This window comes from Rubritepida flocculans DSM 14296, assembly GCF_000425365.1.
Lineage (GTDB): Bacteria > Pseudomonadota > Alphaproteobacteria > Acetobacterales > Acetobacteraceae > Roseococcus > Roseococcus flocculans.
Map to the genome: position 1 here is coordinate 209,056 of NZ_AUDH01000004.1, position 20,118 is coordinate 229,173.

Genomic DNA, 20,118 nt, shown 5'->3' on the forward strand with positions numbered 1-20,118 from the left:
CCAGCGCGTCACTTGAACCGGAAGGTGATCCGCCCCTTGGTCAGGTCATAGGGCGTCATCTCGACGTTCACCCGATCCCCCGCCAGGACGCGAATGCGGTTCTTGCGCATCTTCCCGGAGGTGTGGGCGAGCACCATGTGGTCATTGTCCAGCTTCACGCGGAACATGGCGTTGGGGAGGAGTTCAACGACCTGGCCGCTGAACTCGATCATATCCTCTTTCGACATTCCAATCCTTCAGCAGCGGGGTGGGCGCGGGTGATCGCGCCGCGGGCGGCCCCCCGGCGCCGGCGGCCGTTAGATGCGCCCGGAACGAAAGCCGGTCAAGGGATTCCGAGGCGCAGCGCCACGCTGCGGGCATGCGCGTCGAGCCCCTCGGCCTCCGCCAGCCGCACCGCCGCGGGGCCGATGGCCGCGAGCCCCGCCGCGTCGCACTCCACCCAGGTGCTGCGCTTCAGGAAGTCGAACACCGAAAGCCCCGAGGCGAAGCGGCTGGTGCGGCCGGTGGGCAGCACATGGTTGGGCCCGGCCACGTAGTCGCCGATGGCCTCGGGCGTGTGGCGGCCGAGGAAGGCCGCGCCCGCGTGCCGGATGCGCGCGAAGAGCGTGCGGGGTTCGGCCACCATGAGCTGCAGATGCTCGGGGGCGAGGCGGTTGGTCAGCGCCGCCGCCTCGTCCATGTCGCGCACCAGGATGATCGCGCCGTGCCGCCGCCAGCTCTCGCCGGCGATGGCCGCGCGGGGCAAAGCATCGAGCGCGCGCGCGACGGCCGCGGCGGTGGCCTCCGCGAGCGCCGGATCGTCGGTGATCAGGATGGATTGCGCGGCCTCGTCGTGCTCGGCCTGGGCGAGCAGGTCCATGGCGAGGTGCTCGGGCGCGTTCGCCGCATCGGCGATGATCACCACCTCCGAGGGGCCGGCGATGGAATCGATCCCCACCCGGCCGAAGACCTGGCGCTTCGCCTCCGCCACATAGGCGTTGCCCGGGCCCACGATGCGGTCCACCGGCGCGAGGGAGGCCGTGCCCCAGGCGAGGGCGGCCACCGCCTGGGCGCCGCCGATGCGCCAGATCTCGCTCACCCCCGCGCGGCGGGCCGCGGCCAGCACCAGCGGGTTCAGCACACCCCCAGGCGCGGGCACCGCCATGGCGATGCGCCCCACCCCCGCCACGCGCGCGGGAATGGCGTTCATCAGCACCGAGGAGGGGTAGGCGGCCTTGCCGCCCGGCACATAGAGGCCCACCGCGTCGAGCGGCCCCCAGCGCAGGCCGAGCGCCACGCCGTCCGCGCCTGGCAGTTCGAGATCGGCGGGCATCTGGGCGCGGTGGAAGGCCTCGATGCGCGCGGCCGCGAGGTCGAGCGCAGCCATCAGCCCGGGCGGGATGGCGGCGCAGGCGGCGTCCACCTCCGCCTCGCCGACGCGCAGCGCCGCCGCATCGGCCGGACTCCAGCCGTCGAAGCGCGCGGTGAGGCGGAGCAGCGCCGCATCGCCCTCGGCGCGGATCGCGGCGATGATCTCCGCCACGGCGGCGTCCACTCGCTGGGTGGTCTCGCGCGCCTCGTCCAGCAGGGCGGCGAAGGCGGCCTCGAAGCCCGCCGCGCGGGTGTCGAGCCGCCTCATGCCAGCGCCGCGCGGAAGCGCGCGATCAGCGCCGCCACCTCCTCGGGCCGCGTCTTGAGCGCGGTGCGGTTGACGATGAGGCGCGAGGTGACTTCGGCGATTACCTCCGTCTCGACCAGCCCATTGGCCTTCAGCGTGGAGCCGGTCTGCACCAGGTCCACGATGACGCGCGCGAGGCCGAGGGAGGGGGCGAGCTCCATCGCGCCGTTCAGGTGCACCACCTCGGCCTGGATGCCGCGGGCGGCGAAGTGGCGGCGGGCGATGTTGGGGTATTTCGTCGCCACCGCGATGCGCGACCAGCGCGAGGCGTCCTCGCCGCTCGCCGTGCCGCCCTGTTCGGCCACCGAGACGCGGCAGCGGCCGATGCCGAGGTCGAGCGGGGCGTAGATCTGGTCCGTGTCGTATTCCATCAGCACATCGGCGCCGCAGACGCCGATCTGCGCCGCGCCGTGCGCGACGAAGGTGGCCACGTCGAAGGGCCGCACGCGGATCACGTCGAGCGCCGCGTCGTTGGTGGGGAAGCGCAGGCGGCGGCTGTCCTCGTCCATCAGGTCGGGCGCGGGGGCGATGCCCGCGCGCGCCAGCAGCGGCGCGAGCTCCTTCAGGATGCGCCCCTTGGGCAGCGCGAGCACGAGGCCCGTGGCCGCCTGTGTCGCGGCGAAGGGCTGGGGCAGGTCCATCAGCGCGGCAGCCTCTCGATCTCGGCGCCCACGGCCGCGAGCTTCTCCTCCACCCGCTCATAGCCGCGGTCGAGGTGATAGACGCGGTTGACGATGGTCTCGCCCTCGGCCGCGAGGCCGGCGAGCACGAGCGAGACGGAGGCGCGCAGGTCGGTCGCCATCACCGGCGCTCCGGAGAGCTTGGGCACGCCGCGCACGATGGCCGAGGCCCCGTGGAAGTTGATGCGCGCGCCCATGCGCATCAGCTCGGGCACATGCATGAAGCGGTTCTCGAAGATCGTCTCGGTGATCATGGAGGCGCCTTCGGCCACGCACATCAGCGCCATGAACTGCGCCTGCATGTCGGTGGCGAAGCCGGGGAAGGGCTCGGTCATCACGTCGGCGCCGCGCAGCCCGTTGAGCCGGGAGACGGAGAGGCCGGAATTGGTCTCGGCCACATCCACCCCCGCCTCGCGCAGCACGCGGGCCACCGCGCCGAGATGGTCGAGCCGCGCGCCCTCCAGGTGCAGGCTGCCGCCGGTGATGGCCGCGGCGCAGGCATAGGTGCCGGCCTCGATCCGGTCGGGCAGGATGGGGTGGGTGGCCGGCCCGAGGGAGGCGCCGCCCTCGATGCGCAGCCGGTCGGTGCCGATGCCCTCGATGCGCGCGCCCATGCGCATGAGGCACATGGCGAGGTCGGTGATCTCGGGCTCGCGCGCGGCGTTGATCAGCTCCGTCTCGCCCTTGGCCAGCGTCGCGGCCATCAGCAGGTTCTCGGTCGCGCCCACGCTGACCTGGGGGAAGATGATCCGCGCCCCGACGAGCCCTCCGGGCGGCGCGCTCGCTTCGATGTAGCCCTGGTTGATCTCGATGCGCGCGCCGAGCTGCTCGAGCCCCTTGATGTGCAGATCCACCGGCCGGGTGCCGATGGCGCAGCCCCCGGGCAGCGAGACGCGCGCCCGCCCGTAGCGCGCCAGCAGCGGGCCGAGCACCAGCACCGAGGCGCGCATCTTGCGCACGATGTCGTAGGGCGCCTCGAGATTGACCGCACCGCCCGAGAGGGTGAGGCTGCGCGCCGCCTTGTCGTGCACGACGCTGAGCCCGTGCTGCTCCAGCAGCGCGCGCATGGTGGCGATGTCCGCGAGGTCGGGCGCGTTGGTCAGCACGAGCGGCCCGTCGCCGAGCAGGGCGGCGGCCATCAGCGGCAGCGCCGCGTTCTTCGCGCCCGAGATGGGCACGCTGCCCGAGAGCGGCCGGCCGCCGCGGATGCGGATGCGGTCCATCAGCCCCGCCCGCTCACAGCCGCGGCAGCGCGACGCCGCGCTGGCCCATGTATTTGCCGCGCCGGTCGGCGTAGCTCACCTCCGGCGCGCCCTCGCCCTTGAGGAAGAGGAACTGGCAGATCCCCTCGTTCGCATAGACCTTGGCGGGCAGCGGCGTGGTGTTGCTGATCTCGATGGTGACCTGGCCCTCCCACTCCGGCTCCAGCGGCGTGACGTTCACGATCAGCCCGCAGCGCGCATAGGTGGATTTGCCGAGGCAGATCACCAGCACGTCGCGCGGGATGCGGAAATACTCGACCGTGTGCGTCAGCACGAAGGAGTTGGGCGGGATGACGCAGACATCCCCGCTGCGCGAGACGAAGCCCTGCTCGCTGAAGGCCTTGGGGTCCACCACCGCGTTGTCCACGTTGGTGAAGATCTTGAACTCGCCCGCCGCGCGCGCGTCATAGCCGAAGGAGGAGAGGCCGTAGCTGATCACCCCCGCGCGCTGCTGGGCCTCGACGAAGGGCTCGATCATGCCATGCTCCGTCGCCATGCGGCGGATCCAGTGGTCGGGCATGATGGGCATCAGGGCTGGTTCCGGCTTGCGGGGTCCGGGGCGGTCTCCTCCGGGTGGGGGGAGATAGCGCCGGGGGCCGAGTCCGGTCCAGTTGCCGGGGCGGGGGGCTGGGTTTCGCCCTCCGCAAGGGCCTCGCGGGCGCGGGCCTGGGCCTTGCGGCGGCGCAGATTGGCCCGCAGCGCGGCGGCCAGCCGCGCCTCGCGCTCTAGATCGGCGGCAGGCACAGCAGATCCTGGTGCGGGACGCGGATGGAGAGCCGCCCGGCCTCGGCCTGGGCGGCGCGCACGGCGGCCCAGGCCTCGATGCGCCAAGCCTCGCGCCGCTCGTGGCGCAGCGCGGCCTCGGCATGGCCGAGGGCGAGTTCGCGCGCCATCTCGCCCGCCGCGGCGGGGATGATCCAGTCCGAGGGCGCGCGCAGCACGCGATAGCCGGCCGCGGCGAAGGCGCGGGCGATGGCCGCCGGCGCGGCGGGGCCGAGGGCGGGGCCGCCGAAGCCCTTCTCGCGCCGCTGGTCGCGCGCGAAGCCGCGCGCCACCCAGGCGTCGCCCGGGTGCGGGGGGGTGAAGCGCTCGCGCCCGCTGACGTTCAGCGCGGCGTAGAAGGGCAGGCGGTGGCGCGCGAGCGCCGCAGCGAGCCGCGCGAGCCAGGCCTCGGAGACGAGGTCGCAGAGTGCCGAGCAGGTCACCGCATCCACGGCGGCCAGCGGTAGCCCCTCGGGGGCGCGGGCGAGATCGGTCAGGATGCCCTCGATCCGCCAGGCGCCGGTGGGGGCGTGCAGCAGCAGCGCCTTCTTCTGCGGCCAGGTGGCGGGCCAGCCCAGCGCCTCCGCGCCCTCGATCATGGCGTCGAAGGCGCGGGCCATCAGCGCGGGGTCGGCGTCGGCCAGCACCCAGGAATGGGCGCGGCCGACGAAATGCCCGAGCCAGCGCGTGAGGCTGCCCGACCCCGCGCCGAGGTCGAGAAACCGCGGCCTGGCCTTCGCGTCGAGATGCGCGACCAGCGCCTCGGCGAGCGAAGGGGCGCGGGCGGCGGCGTCGAAGGGCTCGCGCAGGTCGAGCCAGTCGGCGGCGAAGCTCTCAGCCATGGGCGCGCTCCAGCTCGGCCGCCAGCCGCGCGGCCTGATCCGGCCAGCGGGGCAGGCGCTGCCCGGCCTGCCAGCTCGCCTCCGCCATCTGCGCGCGCAGCGCGGGATCATAGATCGCCCGGCGCATGCCGCGCGAAAGGCTCGCGTGATCGCCGGGCGGGGAGAGGATGGCGGCACCCGGCCCCACCACCTCCGCGATCGCGCCGCCCGTGGTGATGGCGAGCGGCAGGCCGCGCGCCTGCGCCTCGGCCGCCGCCATGCCGTAGCCCTCGTAATGGGTGGCGAGGGCGAAGAGGTCCGCCCGCGCGTATTCCTCCTCCAGCGCCGCGCCCTGCAGCGCGCCGAGGAAGGCGACGCGGCGGGCGAGGCCGAGCTCCTCGGCCAGCGCGCGCAGGCCATCGGCGTGCACGGGGTCAGGCGCGGGGCCCGCGATGCGCAGCGTCCAGTCGAGGTCGGCGAGCCGCGCCAGGGCGCGCAGCAGCACGTCATGGCCCTTGCGCGGGATGAGCGAGCCGACCGAGAGGATGCGGCAGCCCGGCCCGCCCGATCCCCGCGCGCGCGGCGCGGGGTCGGTGCCCGGCTCGACCACCCCCACGCGGTCGGGGGCCACGCCGAAGGCCTCCAGCCCGCGCGCCGACAGGGGCGAGGTGACGATGAGCCGCGCGCAGGCGGCGAAGAGCAGGCGCTCCACGGGTTCCAGGATCTCGCGCGCCGCGCCGGGCTCGAGGCTGGTGGGGTGGTGGATCAGCCCCACCGCGCCCCGCCGTGCGAGCGCCTCGGCCTGGGCGGCGAAGGCGGGCAGGGCGAGCCCGTCGAGCAGCGCCACTTCGCCTGCCGCGAGGCCTGAGAGGGCGCGGGCCGCCTCGGCCTCGGCCTCGGCGTCGGGCAGGGGGAAGCGGCCGCGCAGCTCCACCACCCGCACCGCATGGCCGAGGGCGGCGAGCTCCGCGACCATCCGCCGGTCATAGCCATAGCCGCCCGAGAGGGTGTCGAAGGGGGCGGGAACGAGCAGGGCGATCTCCATGCTAGGCCTGGCCCACCGGCCCCTCGAAGGCGGCCCAGGCGATGTGGCTCTCGCGCAGCAGCACCTTGATGGCGCTCACGCCCCGCCCGCCCGCGCCCAGCGTGCCGTCGCGGCAGGCGGCGGCGAGCAGCCCGTGGATGTGCAGGCAGAGATACTCGGTGGTGGTGTTCTTCCCGGCGAAGACGGGTTCCTCGTCCAGGTTGCGGTAGTCGAGCCCGGAGAGGATGCGCCGCAGCACCTCCTTGGCGAGGCCGATGTCGATCAGCAGGTGCAGGTCGTCGAGCTTCGGCGCGCGGAACTCCGCCTCCACCACGAAGGTCGCGCCGTGCAGCCGCTGGGCGGGGCCGAACTCGGCGCCGCGGAAGCTGTGGGCGATCATGATGTGATCCACGACGGTGAGGCTGAACATGGGGCTCAGGTTCCGTAGCTGACGAGGGGGCAGAGGGGTTGTGCCGCGCCGGGCGGCGGGGCGAGCAGGGCGGTGATGCGCGCGGGAAGCTCGGCGAAGGGGATGACGGGGCCGAGCAGCGCATCGAGCCGCGCATCCCCGAGCAGGGAGAGCGCGAGCGCGAGCCGCTCGGCATGGCTGCGCCGGCCGCGCAGGGCGGGGCTGACGCTGCCCACCTGCGTCGAGATCAGCCGCAGCCGCCGGTGGTGGAAGGCCGCGCCGAGCGGCAGGGCCGGGCAGGCGGCCCCGAACCAGGAGAGCTCGAGGATGCGCGCCTCGAAGCCGGCCTTCTCCAGCGCCACGCGCAGCCCCGCCTCGCTGGCGCTGGCGTGCAGGATCAGCTCCTGCTCCCCGGGCGCCTCCTCGGGCGCGGCGAAGCACGCGCCGAGCAGCTCGGCCGGCGCGCGGCGGGCCGGATCGCGGTCCACCACCGTCACCGACATGCCCGGGATGCGCGCGAGCAGGAAGGCGGCGAGCAGCCCCACCACCCCCGCGCCGATGACCAGCGCGCGCTCGCCGGGGAGCGGGGCGGCGTCCCACAGCGCGTTCAGCGCCGTCTCCATGTTGGCGGCCAGCGTGGCGCGCGCGTCGGGGACGTGGTCGGGGATGGGGGCGCAGAAATGCGGCGCGACCAGGGCGCGCTCCTCATGCGGGTGCAGGCAGAACACGCGCTCGCCCGCGCGCGGGCCCTCCTCGACGATACCGACGAGGCAGTAGCCGTATTTCACGGGGAAGGGGAAATCGCCCTCCTGGCCGGGGCCGCGCATGGCGTCCGCGGCCTCGGGCGGCACGCGGCCGAAATGCACGAGCCGCTCGGTGCCGCGCGAGAGCGCCGAGAAGCGCGCGCGCACGGCGAGCGCCCCGGGCGGGGCCGCGCCGGCCGTGGAGGGCCGCAGCTCCGCCACGCCCGGGGCGACATGCCACAGCGCGCGGCTGGCCATGGCCTCGCGGGCCAGGTCGGGCGCCTTGGCCGCCGCATGTTCCGAAGCGGGGCTCACGGCTTGCGCCGCCCGAGCGCGATGTCGAACAGCACGTCGGGCGCCAGGTCATGCACGGTCCAGGCGAAGCGCAGCCCCTCGTCCACCCGCGCCACCTCGGGCAGGGCGAAGGCGGGGCGGCCGGAGCCCAGGATCATCGGCGCCACCGTCACGTGCAGCCGGTCGAGCAGCCCCGCCGCAAGGAAGCGCGAGACGGTCTGCCCGCCGCCCTCGACGAAGATGCGCGTGGCGCCGCGCGCGGCCAGGGCGCGCAGCAGGGCGGCGAGATCAAGGCCGCCTGACGCGTCGCACCCGATGCGCAGCACCTCGGCCATGCCATGCCGGTCGGGGCCCTCGGCGGCGGTCACCAGCAGGGTGGGCGGGCCCTCGCGGAACAGGCGGAACCCCGCGCCGAGCCGGCGCGAGGGATCGAGCACCACGCGCAGCGGCGAGGGCCCGGGCACGAGGCGGGTGGTGAGCTGCGGGTCATCCTCGGCCACCGTGGCCGCGCCCACCACCACTGCGTGGCAGAGGGCGCGCAGCCGGTGGGTGTGGCGCAGATCGCCCTCGCCGCCGATCCAGCGGCTGTGGCCGCCGCGCGTGGCGATGCGCCCGTCCAGCGTCTGGGCGAGCCGGCCCACGACGATGCAGCCATCGGGCGCGGTCGGGGGGGCGAAGAGAGGGGCGAACAGGGAGGAGAGCGAACCCCCTTCGCCCTCCGCCGGCGCGCCCGCCAGCAGCGCCTGCCATTCCGCCTCGCCCGCCGCGCCGTCCATGCGGCGGGCTTCTGTCAGGCCCGCGTCGCCACCGCAAGGGCCGCCGCCTGGGGGGCGGGGCGATGGCGACCGGCCCGCCCATAGCCCGGCGCGGCCGTGTAGGGGCGGGTGGCCTGGGCGATGGTCTCGATCACGCGCGACTGCAGCGCGATGGCGTGCTCGAGCAGGCGACGGTTCTCCTGGCCGAGCTCGGCGAGCGCGGCGGCCAGGCGCTCGGCCTGGGCGCGGGTCTCGCCCTGGGCGCGGGCCTTCACCTGCTCGGCGGCGCGGGCGGCGGCGGCGAAGGCGTCGGTGGCCTGCACCTTGCGCGTGGCGAGGGCGGCGGCGCGCGTGAGGTCGAGCGCGGCCAGCGCCTCGTTCTCGGCGCGCAGCGCCTCGGCGAGGCGTTCTCCGGCGGCGATCACGGCGTCCATCATGGGCGGTTCTCCTGCGGGGTCTGTGTGGCGTTCTGCCGGCGCTCCATCTCGCGCAGCAGCATCTGGGTGAGGCCGATGCCGCCCCCCGCGCGCACGGCGGCGGCGGCGAAGGCATCCACCAGCATCGGCCGCCACTGCGCCTCGGCCGAGCCGCCGCCGAAGGCGGAGCGCGAGCTGTCGAGCCCGGCGAAGGCGGGCTGGAGAAGCTGCGAGAGCACCTGCGCCTCGAAGCCCTGCGCTGCCTGGCGCATGCGCTCGGGGGTGGCGGCGCCGCCGCGCGGCGGCAGGGGGATGAGGGAGTCGATCATCAGCGCAGCTCCGGCTCGGCCTGCCCCGCCGCGGAGCGGCCGAGGAAATCGGCGCTGCGGCCGGTCCTGTCCGTCATTGTCAGCGCACCTCCAGCTCTGCTTGCAGCGCGCCGGCGGCGCGGATGGTCTGCAGGATGGTGATCAGGTCGCGCGGGCCCACGCCCAGGCTGTTCAGCCCGCGCACCAGCTCGGCCAGCGTCACGCCGCTCTGCAGCACGCCCATGCGGCGCTCGCCCTGGTCGTCCACCTCGATCTGGGTGCGCGGCACCACCACCGTCTCGCCTCCCGCCAGCGGGTTCGGCTGGCTCACCTGCGGCGTCTCGGTGATGCGGATGGTGAGGTTGCCCTGCGCGATCGCCACGGTGCTGACGCGCACATTGGCGCCCATGACGATGGTGCCCGAGGCCTCCTCGATCACCACGCGCGCCACCTGGTCGGGCTCCACCCGGAGCTGCTCGATCTCCACCATGAAGGCGAGGGGGTCGCGCCCGCGCAGCGCCAGCAGCACGGTGCGCGGGTCGGTGGCGCGGGCGGCGCCCGGGTGGCGGCGGTTGATGGCCCCGGCGATGCGCTGGGCCGTGGTGAAGTCCGGGTTGCGCAGGGAAAGGCGCAGCGTGTCGCGCCCCTGCAGGGCGAAGGGCACGCTGCGCTCGACGATGGCGCCGGAGGCGATGCGCGCCGCGGTGGGCACGCCGCGCTGCACCGAGGCGCCCGCGCCCCGCGCGGCGATGGCGCCCGTGGCCACCGTGCCCTGCGCCACCGCATAGACCTCGCCATCCGCGCCGAGCAGCGGCGTGACGAGCAGCGTGCCGCCGGTGAGGTTCGTCGCGTCGCCGAGCGAGGCGATGGCCACGTCGATGCGCGAGCCGGGCTGGGCGAAGGCGGGCAGGTTGGCCGTGACCATCACGGCGGCGATGTTGCGCGTGTCCAGCCGCGCCTCGTTGTCGCGCGTGTTCACGCCGAGCCGCTCCAGCATCCCCACCAGGGACTGGCGCGTGAAGATCGCGGTGCGCAGACGGTCCCCCGTGCCGGGCAGGCCGACGACCAGCCCGTAGCCGACGAGCTGGTTGTCGCGCACGCCCTCGACATCCGCGATGTCCTTGATGCGCACGGGCTGGGCCGCGGCCAGCGCGGGCGCGAGCAGCAGCAGGAGCAGCAGGGCGAGCGCGCCGCGTCTTTTCACCAAGCGGAAAGGATGCACCGTCACTGTCGCCTCACGGGTTGCTGCCCCTGCCTCGCAACCGGCGTGCCAGCACCCCGGGGGCCAGGGGGCGGCGAAAGCTGCCCAGGCGGGGTGCGAAGCTGCCGGGGCCGGGCAGGAAGACAGGAGGCGCGGAGGACAGGCGATGGTGGAGCCGGTGCGGGGCTATGGGCTGGCGGGGCGTGCGGCGGTGCGCGCCCGGGCCGGGACGGGCGGCTTCCGTCTGCCGGCCGCGGAGGCCGAGGCCGCCGCCGCCGAGGCCGCCGCGCCCCTGGCCGCCGTGACCGCCAGCGCCCTTCTCGGCGCCGAGAGCGCCGCAAGCCCCGCCGAGCGCGACGCCGCGGCACGCCGCCGCGGGGGTGCGCTGCTCGATGCGCTGGCGGAGCTGCAGCGCGGGCTGCTGGGCGGTGGCGCGCGGCGCGCCGCGCTCGGCCGGCTGGCCGCGCTGGCCGAGGGCGAATCGGGGGCCGACCCTGCCCTGCGCGAGATCCTCGGTCAGATTTCCCTCCGCGCGCGGGTGGAGCTCGCGCGCCGGGGCGAGGAGCCGGGGGCCTGACACGGCCCGGTCGGCGCAATCCCGCTCGGCGCAAACCCGCTGGAGGCCAAACCCGCTGGCGGGTCATCCACTTGTCGCGATTGACCCCCTTGTTGGCGGCCACGCTCTCCCCTAGACAGCGGCCAGCCCTTGGAACCGCGGCTGACGCCGGGTTGGCCGCACAACAAGGCGAGGCAAACGCTCATGGTTGTGACCCTGCCGCCGGACTACCGTCCCTCCGAGGACGAGGAGTTCATGAACGCGCTGCAGCAGGAGTATTTCCGCCAGAAGCTGCTGCGCTGGCGCCACGAGTTGCTGCGCGAGGCGGGCGTGACCCTCAACTCCCTCTCCGCCGGCGGGATTGCCGAGGCCGATCTGACCGACCGCGCCAGCGTCGAGACGGACCGCGCCCTGGAACTGCGCACCCGCGACCGCGCGCGCAAGCTCATCGCCAAGATCGATCAGGCGCTGGAGCGGATCGAGAACGGCACCTACGGCTATTGCGAGGAGACGGGCGAGCCCATCGGCCTTCGCCGGCTCGAGGCGCGGCCCATCGCCACCCTCTCCATCGAGGCGCAGGAGCGCCACGAGCGGATGGAGAAGGTCCACCGCGACGACTGACGCTCACGGGTCGTTCGCGCGCGGCGGCGGGTCGTCGAGTTCCGGGGGCGGCTGGGCGGCCGGGTCGCGCGCCAGCAGCCCGGGGTCGTTCTCCGCCACACGCCCCACCCGGGCGGAGACGGGCCAGAAGGCCAGCAGCGCATCTTCCGCCGGGCGCAGCAGGGCCAGCAGCGCCGCCTCGTCCTCGCCCGTGAGCCAGGGATCCCAGGCCTCGGGCGGCAGGATCACCGGCATGCGCGCGTGCAGCAGCGCCTGGCGGCCGGCGGCGGCGGTGGTGATGATGGTGTAGCTGCGCAGCCAGGCTCCGTCGGGCTGGCGCCAGCCCTCCCACAGCCCCGCGCAGGCCATGGGCGCGCCCGAGCGCAGCGCGCAGGCATAGGGCTGGTTGCGCCCGCCCTCGGCGCGCCATTCGTAGAAGCCGTCCATGGGCACGAGGCAGCGGCGCTTGCGGAAGGCCTCGCGGAAGCTCGGCTTCACCGCCACCGAATCGTCGCGCGCGTTCATCAGCCGCGCCGCAGCCGAGGCGTCCTTCGCCCAGCGGGGCACGAGGCCCCAGCGCAGCAGGTCGAGGTGGCGCGCGCCGGTCTCGGGGTGGCGGCGCAGCACGAGGGAATCCTGGGTGGGCGCGATGTTCCAGCTCGGCGCGAAGTTGGGCGTGGGGTTGGCGGCGCCGAAATGGCGCGCCAGCGCGGCCGGATCGCGGTGGAGGAAATAGCGCCCGCACATGCTCAGGCACGGCCGCGACGGCGGGCCGGGGCGCGCCTCACGCCGCTTCCGTCTCCGCCTCCCGCCCGCGGATGAAGTCGCTCGCCTTCTCGGCGATCATCAGCGTGGTGGCGTAGGTGTTGGCGCTGGTCATGGAGGGCATGATCGAGGCGTCCACCACGCGCAGCCCCGCGAGGCCGTGCACGCGCAGCCGGTCGTCCACCACCGCCGTCGGGTCGGTGGCGGGGCCCATGCGGCAGGTGCCGATGAGGTGATAGGTCGTGCTGCCGTTGCGGTAGGCGAAGTCGAGCAGCTCGTCGTCGCTCTGCGCCTGCGGTCCCGGCAGCGTCTCGGCCTCGATGAAGGGCTGCATCTCGGGCGTGTTCAGCGCGCGGCGCAGGAAGCGGATGCCAGCGAGGTGCACGCGCCTGTCCATCTCGTGCGCGAGGTAGTTGGGCTGGATCTCCGGATCCTCGAACACGTCGCGGCTCTTCGCGCGCACCCAGCCCGTGCTCTCGGGCCGGTGCTGCCAGGCGCCGGCCGTCATGCCCGGGTAGTCGTCCAGCACATAGACCTGCCCCTCCTTGTAGCTGCCGGGGGTGAAGACGCATTGCAGGTCGGGCTGGTCGAGCCCCTCGAAGCTCTTCCAGAACACATAGACCACCGAGGGCACGATCGCGAGGATGGAGGGCAGCCCCGCCCCCCAGCGCAGCACCTGGCCCGCGAGGCGCGCGCCCTTGCTGAGCTCGTTCAGCGTCACCGTGCCGGGCTTTGCGCGCATGACGATGCGGCTTGCGTAGTGGTCGCGGAAATTCTCGCCCACGCCGGGGAGTTCGTGCCGCACCTCGACGCCGATTTGCTGCAGCAGCCAGGCCGGGCCGATGCCGCTGACCTGCAAGAGCCGCGCGCTGTTCACCGTGCCGCCGCAAAGGATCACCTCGCGCCGCGCCCGCACCTCCACGGGCTCGCCGCCGCGCGCGCGCAGGTAGCGCACGCCCACGGCGCGCCGGCCCTCGAGGATGATCTCGCTCGCGCGCGCCTCGGTGCGCAGATCGAGGTTGGGCCGGCCGAGCGCCTTGTGCAGGAAGGCGCGATAGGCCGAGACGCGCCGCCCGTTGAGGATGGCGCGCTGGAAATAGCCCACCCCCGCCTGGTCGCCCGAATTGTAGTCGGGGTTGCGCGGGATGCCCATGTTCACGCAGCCGGCGATGAAGGCCTCGGTGAGCGGGGAGGTCCAGTCCGTGTCGGTGACGGGGATGCCCTGCTCGCGCCCGCGCTTGTCGGGCTCGCCATAGCCGATGCGGCGCTCGGTGCGGCGATAGTAGGGCAGGCAGTCCTCGTAGCCCCAGCCGCGGTTGCCGCGCTGGGCCCATGAGTCGAGATCGCCGGGCTGGCCGCGGTTGTAGATCATCCCGTTGATGGAGGAGGAGCCGCCGAGCGTGCGCCCCTGCACGGTGGCGATGCCCCGCCCGCCCGTGCGCTCGGTGGGCGCGGTGCGGAACTGCCAGGTGACGTCGGGATTCTTCAGCGTCTTGATGAAGCCCGCGGGGATGTGGATGAAGGGGTTGCGGTCCTTCGGCCCGGCCTCGAGGACGCAGACGCGGCTTGCCCCGTCCTCGGTGAGCCGCGCCGCGAGCAGCGAGCCCGCGGCGCCGCAGCCCACGATCACGTAGTCGAATTCCTCCGCCATGGCGCTTCCCCCGAACCTCTCGGGGGAAGCCTAGAGCAGATCGCCCCAGGGCGGAAATCCGCGCCGCCCGGATCAGAAGGGCAGCAGGATGTCCAGAAGCTGCTGGCCGAGCCTCGGCTGCTGAATGTCGCTCAGCGCGCCGCGCCCGCCATAGGAGATGCGCGCCTCCGCCAGCCGGTCGTGGCGGATGGTGTTGTCGGAGGCGATGTCCTGCGGGCGGACGATGCCCTGCACCGTCAGCTCGCGCAGCTCGTTGTTCACCCGCACCTCCTGCCGGCCCGTGACCACCATGTTCCCGTTGGGCAGGGTCTGCGTGATCACGGCGGCGAGGCGCAGCGTCACCTGCTCGTTGCGGCGCACCGTGCCGTTGCCGTCGCTGTTGCCGGTGCTGGAGGTGTTCACCAGCCGGTCGGGCGAGACGCTGTTGGGCAGGATGCGCCCCGTGCTCGCCTCGAGGCCGAGCAGGTTCGGCACGCCCATCTGCTCGCCGCCCGTGCGGCTGCGCTGGGTGCGATTCTGCAACTGCGCCTCGTCGGCGATGGAGACGAGGATGGTGATGAGATCGCCCACCTGCGCCGCGCGCTGGTCGCGCAGGAAGGTGCGGCTGCCCGGCCGCCAGAGCGAGTTGGCGAGCGGCGGCGCCTCCTGCGGCGCGGGCATGGGCATGGAGACGGGCCGCCAGGCGGGGTCGCGCGTCGGGTCCGTCACCGGCGAGAGCGGCGGCGGGCGGCCGACGCGCGAGAGGCGCTCGGCCTGGCCGCAGGCCGTGAGCAGGAGCAGCGCGGCGAGCGCGGGCAGGGCGGCCTTCATCGCACACCCACCGGGATGCTGCCCATCGCCACCCGCACCCGTCCGGGCGCGACGGCGATGCCCTCCACCACTTGGCGCGAGGCGAGGTTCATCACCGGCACGCTCATGCCGCGCGCCGCGCTCTCGAGCGCCCGGCCCTGGGCGGTGAGCTGGAGGCCGGGCGCGTCGAGCAGCAGCGTCACGAGTCCGTTCTTCGCGACGATGGAGGGCGGGCCGAGGTCGATCAGCGCGAAGCCCTGCTCGGCCGCCATGGGCCGGCGCAGCTCCTGGCCCACCACCTGGTCGAGCCGCTGCGCCTGGCCGGGGCGCACGCGCTCGGCCCGCAGCCGGGCGAGGCGCGCATCTGCGGGGCCCACGATCTCGCCGAGCGCGAGGCGGCGCGTGGCCACCACCACGGGCAGCGTGGGCACGGCGCGGCCGGCAAGCCGCATGCGGTTCGCGGGCATGCCATCGGCCAGCACTACGAGGGTGGCGGCGAAGCGCAGGCCCGGCTGCTCCACCGCCAGCCCCTCGAGCGCGAGCTGGAAGAAGGCCGAGGCCGGCACCATGGGCGGGATCAGCCCGGGCAGCTCGATCTCCATCTCCGGCTCGACGCCGTGTCGCGAGAGCTCCTCGCGCAGCAGCGCCTCGATCTCGGCGCGGGGGATGGGCCGTCCTGGCCGCTCCACCACCGCGCGTTCGCTCCCCGTCATGGGGCGCCAGGGCACGCCGTACTGGCGCGCGATGTTCAAGAGGTTCTGCGTCTCGAGCACCATGCGCCGGCCGGGCAGCGGGGCGGCGGCGAGCACCGTCTGCGCGCGCGGGCCGGCGTTCTCGAACAGGTCGGACAGGCGCAGCACCTCCGCCTCCAGCAGCACCTGGGGGCGGAGGAGGGCGGGGCCCTCGGCGCGCGCCGCCGGCGCGGCGAGGGCGAGGGGAAGCAGGAGGAGGGAGCGGCGGAGCATCAGCGCAGCCTCGTCAGGGTGGAGAGCATTTCGTCGGAGGCGGTGATCACGCGGCTGTTCATCTCATAGGCGCGCTGGGCGGTGATGAGCGCGGTGATCTCCTGCACGGTGTTGACGTTGGAGGTCTCGATGAAACCCTGCATCACCGTGCCGTGGCCCGGCTGGCCCGGGGCGGCGGCCTGGGGTTGGCCGGAGGCGGGCGTGGCGAGGAAGAGGTTGTCGCCGATCGCCTCGAGCCCGCCCTCATTGGCGAAGATGGCGGTCTGGATCTGGCCCACGTTCTGCGGCTGGATCTGCCCATCGAGCCGGGCCAGCACCTCGCCCGAGGCGTTGATCGTCACGTCGCGCGCCGCGGCGGGAATGGTGATGCCCGGCTGCACCACGAAGCCCTCGGCGGTGACGATCACGCCCTCTGGGCTCAGGGCGAAGGTGCCGTCCCGCGTGTAGGCGATGTCGCCGTTCGGGAGCTGCACCTGGAAATAGCCGTTGCCGCGGATGGCGAGGTCGAAGCGGTTTTCGGTCTGCTGCAGGTTGCCCTGCTCGGCGATGCGGTAGATGGCGGCGGTGCGCACGCCGAGGCCCACCTGCGCGCCCGAGGGCAGCACCGTGCCCGTGTCGGAGCTCTGCGAGCCGACGCGGCGGAGGTTCTGGTAGATGAGGTCCTGGAACTCGGCGCGCCGGCGCTTGTAGCCGGTGGTGCCCATGTTCGCGAGGTTGTTGGAGATCACCTCCACATTGGTCTGCTGCGCGAGCATTCCGGTGGCGGCGATGTGCAGGCTTCGCATGGGGGGTTCTCCTTCCTCAGCCGCGGCGGCGCAGCAGGCGCTCGATCACGGATTGCTGGCGCTCCGTCTCGCGCTCCAGGAACTGGGTGGCCATCTGGAACTCGCGCAGCTCGGCCATCATGCGCGTCATCTCCAGCACGGACTGGACGTTGCTGCCCTCCACCGCGCCCTGGACGAGGGCGGGGCGGGGGATCTCCTGCGGGTCCTGGCCGGCGGCGTCGAAGAGGCGGTCGCCCTCGGCGCGCAGGGCCTGCTCGTCCTCGAAGCGCACCAGGCGCAGCCGGCCGAGCACGCCGTTCTCGCTGCGGATGGTGCCATCGCCCAGGATTTCGATGCGCGTGTCGTTGGGCGCGATGGCGATGGGCTGGCCGTTGGCGTTGAGCACCGCATGGCCCTGCTGGTCCACGAGGCGGCCATCGGCGCCGAGCGCGAAGCGGCCCGCGCGCGTGTAGCGCTCGCCGCGCGGGGTCTCGACGGCGAAGAAGCCCTCGCCCGAGATCGCGACGTCGAGCGGGTTGCCGGTGCGGGTGATGGGGCCGGGAGCGGCGTCGCGCCAGGTCGCGCGGTCCCAGGCGTAGGAGACGGCGCGGCCCGCGCGCGGGCCCTCGATACGGCCCTGCTGGGCGAGATGCTCGGCGAAGACGGGCCGGCTCGCGCGGAAGCCGGGGGTGTCGGCGTTGGCGAGGTTGTGCGCGGTCACCTGGGTGGCGCGGAGCTGGGCGGAGAGGCGCGAGAGGATGACGTAGCTCGGGCTGTCCATGGGGGGCTCCTCGGTCGCGCTTCCGGTCGCAACCGGCGTGCCAGCCCTGCGGGCGCGACGGGGGCAGGGGCTGCCCGCCCCACCCGGCAGGGCTTGCCGGGGCTGGGCAGGGGCGGCGCGGGCGCAACGGCGCGTTAACCTGTCCCGGCGAGGATGGCCCCGATCGCAGAATGGGATTGAGGGTCATGGCCGCAGCGAAGGCCGCAGGAAAGACCGCAGCGAAAGGCGCCCCGCCCACGGAGGCCGAGGGCGCTGAGGGCGCCGAGGCGCAGCCCGCGCGCAGCCGCAAGAAGAAGCTGATCCTGCTCGCCCTGCCCGTGCTGCTGCTGGGCGGCGGCGCGGGGGTGTGGTTCTCGGGGCTTCTGGGCGGCGCGCCCGCCCCGGCGGAACAGGCCGCCGAGGCCGGCGCCGCGCGCGAGGCGGCGGAGAACCGCCAGCCCGTCTTCATCGCCATGCCCGACATCACCGCCAACCTCAACGCCCCCGGCCGGCGCGGCCCCTTCATCCGCCTGCGCAGCCAGATCGAGGTGGCCGGCGCGCAGGACGCGGCGGCGCTGCAGGCCGCCATGCCGCGGCTCGTGGACCTGTTCACCACCTATCTGCGCGAGGTGCGCCCCGAGGAGCTGCGCGGCAGCGCCGGCACCCACCGGCTGCGCGAGGAGCTGATCGCGCGCGCCAACGTCGCCGCCGCACCGGCCCGCGTCACCGATGTGCTGTTCACGGAGATCCTCGTGCAATGAGCAGCGAGGAGGATGATCTGGCCGCCGCCTGGGGCGCGGCGCTCGAAGAGGAGGAGACGGCCGGCGCGGCCGCCCCCACCGTCGCGCCCGACGCGGCGCGGGTTCTGAACCAGGCCGAGATCGACAGCCTGCTCGGCTTCGAGAACGAGGCCGACGGGGCGGGCGGGGCGCAGAGCGGGATCGAGCGGATGATCCGCTCGGGCCTCGTCTCCTACGAGCGCCTGCCGATGCTCGAGATCATCTTCGACCGGCTGGTGCGCATCCTCTCCACCTCCCTGCGCAACTTCACCTCCGACAACGTCGAGGTGAGCATCGACAGCATCGCCTCCCAGCGCTTCGGGGACTACCTGAACAGCGTGCCGCTGCCGGCGATGCTGGCCGTGTTCAAGGTGGAGGAGTGGGACAATTACGGGCTGATCGTGGTGGACAGCGCCATGATCTACTCGGTGGTGGACGTGCTGCTCGGCGGCCGCCGCGGCACCGCGGCGATGCGCGTGGAGGGGCGGCCCTACACCACCATCGAGCGCACCCTGGTCGAGCGCCTGATCGGCGTGGTGCTGAAGGATCTGGGCGAGGCCTTCGCCCCGCTCACCCAGGTGGATTTCCGCTTCGAGCGGCTGGAGGTGAACCCACGCTTCGCCGCCATCTCGCGCCTGTCCAACGCCTGCGTGCTGACGCGGCTGCGGGTGGACATGGAGGATCGCGGCGGCTCGCTGCAGCTTCTGCTGCCCTACGCGACGCTGGAGCCGGTGCGCGAGCTGCTGCTGCAGCAGTTCATGGGCGAGAAATTCGGCCGCGACAGCATCTGGGAGACGCACCTCGCCGAGCAGCTCCGCCACACCGAGATCACGCTCGACGTGGTGCTCGACCAGCAGGTGCTGCCGCTCTCCACCATCCTCTCCCTGCGCCCCGGGGACTGCATCACGCTCAGCGCGCAGCCCAGCCAGCCGGTGCGGCTGCAATGCGGCGGCGTGGCCCTCTTCCAGGGCGAGTTCGGCCGCCGCGAGACGCGCCCGGCGGTGCGGATTTCCAACGTGCTGCGCGCGCCGGAGAGCGTGCTGTGAGCCAGATCCTCCCTCTGCTCGACCTGCTGGTGATCGCGCTGCTCGCCGCCACGCTGCCCATGGCCTGGCGGCTGGATCGCCAGCTTCGCGCCCTGCGCGCCGACCGCGCGGCGCTGGAGGCCGGGGCGGCGGGCCTTGCGGAGGCGACGCGCGCGGCCGAGGCGGTGCTGGCGCGGCTCTCGGCGGCCAGCGAGGCGGCCGAGCGCGGCGTGCAGGAGCGCCTGGCCCGCGCCGGGGCGGTGCAGGAGGATCTACGCTACCTCGCCGAACGCGCCGAGGCCATCGCGGATCGTCTGGAGGCGGCGGTGCAGGCCGGCCGGCCGCTCGCCGGCGGGGGCGCCGCCGCCACGGGCCCCGCCCTGCGCAGCGACGCCGAGCGCGAGCTGCTGCGCGCCCTGGGGCGCGTGTCGTGACGCTGCCGCGCCCCCGCCTGCTGCCGCTCGCCATGGTCGGGATGGCCGGGCTGCTCGCGGCGCGCGCCTGGACGGCTTTCGCGCCGCCGCCCGCGCCGGGCTTCGCCGGGCCCGCGCTGATCGCCCCCGCCGCGGCCAACCCCTCCCCCGCGCCGGCCGCCGCCCCGGCTGCGTCCGCCCCGGCCGCGCCGCGCGCCGAGCCCGCCCGCGCCGAGGCCGCGCGCACGGAGGCCGCCCGCGCCGAAGCCCCCTCCGGCGACGCCGCGGCGGCCGAGCGCGCGCTGCTCGAGGCGCTGCGCCAGCGCCGCGCCGAGCTCGACGCGCGCGAGGCCGCGCTGGCCGAGCGCGAGGTGCTGCTGGCCGCCGCCGAGCGCCGCCTCGCCCAGCGCATCGAGGACATGCGCGCGCTGCAGCAGCGGCTGGAGGCCGAGGCGCGCGAGCGCGCCGAGCAGGCCGAGCAGGGGATGCGCCAGCTCGTGCGGCTCTACGAGACGATGCGCCCGCGCGATGCGGCGGCGATCTTCGACGATCTCGACCTCGCCGTTCTCATCCCGGTGCTCGACCGGATGCGCGAGGCGCGCGCCGCCCCGGTGCTCGCCGCCATGCGGCCCGAGCGCGCGCGCCTCGCCACCACGGAGCTCGCGCGGCACCGCGCGCGCCCCGCCGACTGACATCCACAGCCGAGAGGACCCACCGCC

25 protein-coding genes are annotated in these 20,118 nt (G+C 74.3%); 6 read left to right on the forward strand and 19 right to left on the reverse strand.

Annotated elements, in window-relative coordinates; genetic code table 11:
- Positions 1 to 8 precede the first annotated feature (8 nt).
- The 13 genes from infA to H596_RS0106495 all read right to left on the reverse strand — a co-directional run bounded on the left by infA (position 9) and on the right by H596_RS0106495 (position 10,338).
- A complete protein-coding gene (gene infA / locus H596_RS0106435) occupies positions 9 to 227 on the reverse strand; it encodes a translation initiation factor IF-1 (RefSeq protein ID WP_026033499.1) in 219 nt (72 codons plus the stop codon).
- A 95-nt stretch (positions 228 to 322) separates the two neighbouring features.
- On the reverse strand, positions 323 to 1,618 hold the full coding sequence (gene hisD / locus H596_RS0106440; RefSeq protein ID WP_027284186.1) for a histidinol dehydrogenase: 1,296 nt from the start codon (positions 1,616 to 1,618) through the stop codon (positions 323 to 325).
- The gene (gene hisG / locus H596_RS0106445) at positions 1,615 to 2,298 is read right to left on the reverse strand and encodes an ATP phosphoribosyltransferase (RefSeq protein WP_027284187.1); all 684 of its coding nucleotides are present in this window, start codon (positions 2,296 to 2,298) and stop codon (positions 1,615 to 1,617) included. Before hisG ends, hisD begins: the two co-directional genes overlap by 4 nt.
- Positions 2,298 to 3,560, reverse strand: a complete 1,263-nt coding sequence (gene murA / locus H596_RS0106450; protein ID WP_027284188.1) for a UDP-N-acetylglucosamine 1-carboxyvinyltransferase — start codon at positions 3,558 to 3,560, stop codon at positions 2,298 to 2,300. Before murA ends, hisG begins: the two co-directional genes overlap by 1 nt.
- A 13-nt stretch (positions 3,561 to 3,573) precedes the next feature.
- Complete coding sequence (gene dcd / locus H596_RS0106455; protein WP_027284189.1) at positions 3,574 to 4,128, reverse strand: dCTP deaminase; 555 nt, start codon at positions 4,126 to 4,128, stop codon at positions 3,574 to 3,576.
- 196 nt (positions 4,129 to 4,324) lie between these two features.
- Entirely contained in the window at positions 4,325 to 5,203 is an 879-nt protein-coding gene (locus H596_RS0106460; protein ID WP_027284190.1) for a class I SAM-dependent methyltransferase, read from the reverse strand.
- Positions 5,196 to 6,227, reverse strand: a complete 1,032-nt coding sequence (locus H596_RS0106465; RefSeq protein ID WP_027284191.1) for a glycosyltransferase family 4 protein — start codon at positions 6,225 to 6,227, stop codon at positions 5,196 to 5,198. Before H596_RS0106465 ends, H596_RS0106460 begins: the two co-directional genes overlap by 8 nt.
- 1 nt (position 6,228) lies before the next feature.
- Positions 6,229 to 6,636 (reverse strand): 6-pyruvoyl trahydropterin synthase family protein, encoded by a 408-nt coding sequence (locus H596_RS0106470; RefSeq protein ID WP_027284192.1) that lies wholly within the window; start codon positions 6,634 to 6,636, stop codon positions 6,229 to 6,231.
- Between the two features lie 5 nt (positions 6,637 to 6,641).
- Entirely contained in the window at positions 6,642 to 7,673 is a 1,032-nt protein-coding gene (locus H596_RS0106475; protein WP_245583960.1) for a zinc-dependent alcohol dehydrogenase, read from the reverse strand.
- Positions 7,670 to 8,428 carry a RibD family protein gene (locus H596_RS20420; protein ID WP_084602599.1) on the reverse strand — a complete coding sequence of 253 codons (759 nt, stop codon included), beginning with the start codon at positions 8,426 to 8,428 and terminating at the stop codon, positions 7,670 to 7,672. The genes H596_RS0106475 and H596_RS20420 overlap by 4 nt, the downstream gene beginning before the upstream one ends.
- A 14-nt stretch (positions 8,429 to 8,442) precedes the next feature.
- Complete coding sequence (locus H596_RS0106485; RefSeq protein ID WP_027284194.1) at positions 8,443 to 8,844, reverse strand: hypothetical protein; 402 nt, start codon at positions 8,842 to 8,844, stop codon at positions 8,443 to 8,445.
- Positions 8,841 to 9,152 carry a rod-binding protein gene (locus tag H596_RS20425; protein WP_051212496.1) on the reverse strand — a complete coding sequence of 104 codons (312 nt, stop codon included), beginning with the start codon at positions 9,150 to 9,152 and terminating at the stop codon, positions 8,841 to 8,843. Before H596_RS20425 ends, H596_RS0106485 begins: the two co-directional genes overlap by 4 nt.
- Positions 9,153 to 9,231: 79 nt before the next feature.
- Entirely contained in the window at positions 9,232 to 10,338 is a 1,107-nt protein-coding gene (locus H596_RS0106495) for a flagellar basal body P-ring protein FlgI (RefSeq protein ID WP_245583961.1), read from the reverse strand.
- A 160-nt stretch (positions 10,339 to 10,498) separates the two neighbouring features.
- Between H596_RS0106495 and H596_RS24065 the strand changes: the two genes are divergently transcribed.
- Together H596_RS24065 and dksA are read left to right on the forward strand one after the other, a co-directional pair.
- Entirely contained in the window at positions 10,499 to 10,909 is a 411-nt protein-coding gene (locus H596_RS24065) for a flagellar assembly protein FliX (protein WP_051212497.1), read from the forward strand.
- Between the two features lie 183 nt (positions 10,910 to 11,092).
- A complete protein-coding gene (gene dksA / locus H596_RS0106505) occupies positions 11,093 to 11,509 on the forward strand; it encodes an RNA polymerase-binding protein DksA (RefSeq protein ID WP_027284196.1) in 417 nt (138 codons plus the stop codon).
- Between the two features lie 3 nt (positions 11,510 to 11,512).
- Here the strand turns inward: dksA and H596_RS0106510 are convergent, their stop codons facing one another.
- The 6 genes from H596_RS0106510 to flgF all read right to left on the reverse strand — a co-directional run bounded on the left by H596_RS0106510 (position 11,513) and on the right by flgF (position 17,203).
- Positions 11,513 to 12,235, reverse strand: coding sequence for an SOS response-associated peptidase (locus H596_RS0106510; protein WP_027284197.1), 723 nt, complete (start codon positions 12,233 to 12,235; stop codon positions 11,513 to 11,515).
- A gap of 37 nt (positions 12,236 to 12,272) precedes the next feature.
- Positions 12,273 to 13,904 (reverse strand): GMC family oxidoreductase, encoded by a 1,632-nt coding sequence (locus tag H596_RS0106515; RefSeq protein ID WP_027284198.1) that lies wholly within the window; start codon positions 13,902 to 13,904, stop codon positions 12,273 to 12,275.
- Positions 13,905 to 13,976: 72 nt separating this feature from the next.
- Positions 13,977 to 14,714, reverse strand: a complete 738-nt coding sequence (flgH, locus tag H596_RS0106520) for a flagellar basal body L-ring protein FlgH (RefSeq protein WP_027284199.1) — start codon at positions 14,712 to 14,714, stop codon at positions 13,977 to 13,979.
- Positions 14,711 to 15,658 carry a flagellar basal body P-ring formation chaperone FlgA gene (flgA, locus tag H596_RS0106525; protein WP_027284200.1) on the reverse strand — a complete coding sequence of 316 codons (948 nt, stop codon included), beginning with the start codon at positions 15,656 to 15,658 and terminating at the stop codon, positions 14,711 to 14,713. Before flgA ends, flgH begins: the two co-directional genes overlap by 4 nt.
- Positions 15,658 to 16,443, reverse strand: a complete 786-nt coding sequence (flgG, locus tag H596_RS0106530; RefSeq protein ID WP_027284201.1) for a flagellar basal-body rod protein FlgG — start codon at positions 16,441 to 16,443, stop codon at positions 15,658 to 15,660. Before flgG ends, flgA begins: the two co-directional genes overlap by 1 nt.
- A gap of 16 nt (positions 16,444 to 16,459) precedes the next feature.
- Positions 16,460 to 17,203, reverse strand: a complete 744-nt coding sequence (flgF, locus tag H596_RS0106535; RefSeq protein ID WP_027284202.1) for a flagellar basal-body rod protein FlgF — start codon at positions 17,201 to 17,203, stop codon at positions 16,460 to 16,462.
- 185 nt (positions 17,204 to 17,388) lie between these two features.
- On the opposite strand from flgF, the gene H596_RS0106540 reads away from it, so the two are divergent.
- From H596_RS0106540 to H596_RS20440, 4 genes are read left to right on the forward strand one after another with little or no spacing between them, the layout of a single operon-like run.
- The gene (locus H596_RS0106540) at positions 17,389 to 17,943 is read left to right on the forward strand and encodes a flagellar basal body-associated FliL family protein (protein ID WP_027284203.1); all 555 of its coding nucleotides are present in this window, start codon (positions 17,389 to 17,391) and stop codon (positions 17,941 to 17,943) included.
- Positions 17,940 to 19,007 (forward strand): flagellar motor switch protein FliM, encoded by a 1,068-nt coding sequence (fliM, locus tag H596_RS20435; protein WP_037300246.1) that lies wholly within the window; start codon positions 17,940 to 17,942, stop codon positions 19,005 to 19,007. The genes H596_RS0106540 and fliM overlap by 4 nt, the downstream gene beginning before the upstream one ends.
- Positions 19,004 to 19,420, forward strand: a complete 417-nt coding sequence (locus tag H596_RS0106550) for a DUF6468 domain-containing protein (RefSeq protein WP_027284204.1) — start codon at positions 19,004 to 19,006, stop codon at positions 19,418 to 19,420. Before fliM ends, H596_RS0106550 begins: the two co-directional genes overlap by 4 nt.
- Complete coding sequence (locus tag H596_RS20440; protein ID WP_051212498.1) at positions 19,417 to 20,091, forward strand: MotE family protein; 675 nt, start codon at positions 19,417 to 19,419, stop codon at positions 20,089 to 20,091. The genes H596_RS0106550 and H596_RS20440 overlap by 4 nt, the downstream gene beginning before the upstream one ends.
- Positions 20,092 to 20,118 lie beyond the last annotated feature (27 nt).

Bases quoted from the DNA above. Each gene is read 5' to 3' on its own strand.
- infA (WP_026033499.1), bottom strand. From the start codon at position 227: ATGTCGAAAGAGGATATGATCGAGTTCAGCGGCCAGGTCGTTGAACTC.
- hisD (WP_027284186.1), bottom strand. From the start codon at position 1,618: ATGAGGCGGCTCGACACCCGCGCGGCGGGCTTCGAGGCCGCCTTCGCC.
- hisG (WP_027284187.1), bottom strand. From the start codon at position 2,298: ATGGACCTGCCCCAGCCCTTCGCCGCGACACAGGCGGCCACGGGCCTC.
- murA (WP_027284188.1), bottom strand. From the start codon at position 3,560: ATGGACCGCATCCGCATCCGCGGCGGCCGGCCGCTCTCGGGCAGCGTG.
- dcd (WP_027284189.1), bottom strand. From the start codon at position 4,128: ATGCCCATCATGCCCGACCACTGGATCCGCCGCATGGCGACGGAGCAT.
- H596_RS0106460 (WP_027284190.1), bottom strand. From the start codon at position 5,203: ATGGCTGAGAGCTTCGCCGCCGACTGGCTCGACCTGCGCGAGCCCTTC.
- H596_RS0106465 (WP_027284191.1), bottom strand. From the start codon at position 6,227: ATGGAGATCGCCCTGCTCGTTCCCGCCCCCTTCGACACCCTCTCGGGC.
- H596_RS0106470 (WP_027284192.1), bottom strand. From the start codon at position 6,636: ATGTTCAGCCTCACCGTCGTGGATCACATCATGATCGCCCACAGCTTC.
- H596_RS20420 (WP_084602599.1), bottom strand. From the start codon at position 8,428: ATGGACGGCGCGGCGGGCGAGGCGGAATGGCAGGCGCTGCTGGCGGGC.
- H596_RS0106485 (WP_027284194.1), bottom strand. From the start codon at position 8,844: ATGATGGACGCCGTGATCGCCGCCGGAGAACGCCTCGCCGAGGCGCTG.
- H596_RS20425 (WP_051212496.1), bottom strand. From the start codon at position 9,152: ATGATCGACTCCCTCATCCCCCTGCCGCCGCGCGGCGGCGCCGCCACC.
- H596_RS24065 (WP_051212497.1), top strand. From the start codon at position 10,499: ATGGTGGAGCCGGTGCGGGGCTATGGGCTGGCGGGGCGTGCGGCGGTG.
- dksA (WP_027284196.1), top strand. From the start codon at position 11,093: ATGGTTGTGACCCTGCCGCCGGACTACCGTCCCTCCGAGGACGAGGAG.
- H596_RS0106510 (WP_027284197.1), bottom strand. From the start codon at position 12,235: ATGTGCGGGCGCTATTTCCTCCACCGCGATCCGGCCGCGCTGGCGCGC.
- H596_RS0106515 (WP_027284198.1), bottom strand. From the start codon at position 13,904: ATGGCGGAGGAATTCGACTACGTGATCGTGGGCTGCGGCGCCGCGGGC.
- flgH (WP_027284199.1), bottom strand. From the start codon at position 14,714: ATGAAGGCCGCCCTGCCCGCGCTCGCCGCGCTGCTCCTGCTCACGGCC.
- flgA (WP_027284200.1), bottom strand. From the start codon at position 15,658: ATGCTCCGCCGCTCCCTCCTCCTGCTTCCCCTCGCCCTCGCCGCGCCG.
- flgG (WP_027284201.1), bottom strand. From the start codon at position 16,443: ATGCGAAGCCTGCACATCGCCGCCACCGGAATGCTCGCGCAGCAGACC.
- flgF (WP_027284202.1), bottom strand. From the start codon at position 17,203: ATGGACAGCCCGAGCTACGTCATCCTCTCGCGCCTCTCCGCCCAGCTC.
- H596_RS0106540 (WP_027284203.1), top strand. From the start codon at position 17,389: ATGGCCGCAGCGAAGGCCGCAGGAAAGACCGCAGCGAAAGGCGCCCCG.
- fliM (WP_037300246.1), top strand. From the start codon at position 17,940: ATGAGCAGCGAGGAGGATGATCTGGCCGCCGCCTGGGGCGCGGCGCTC.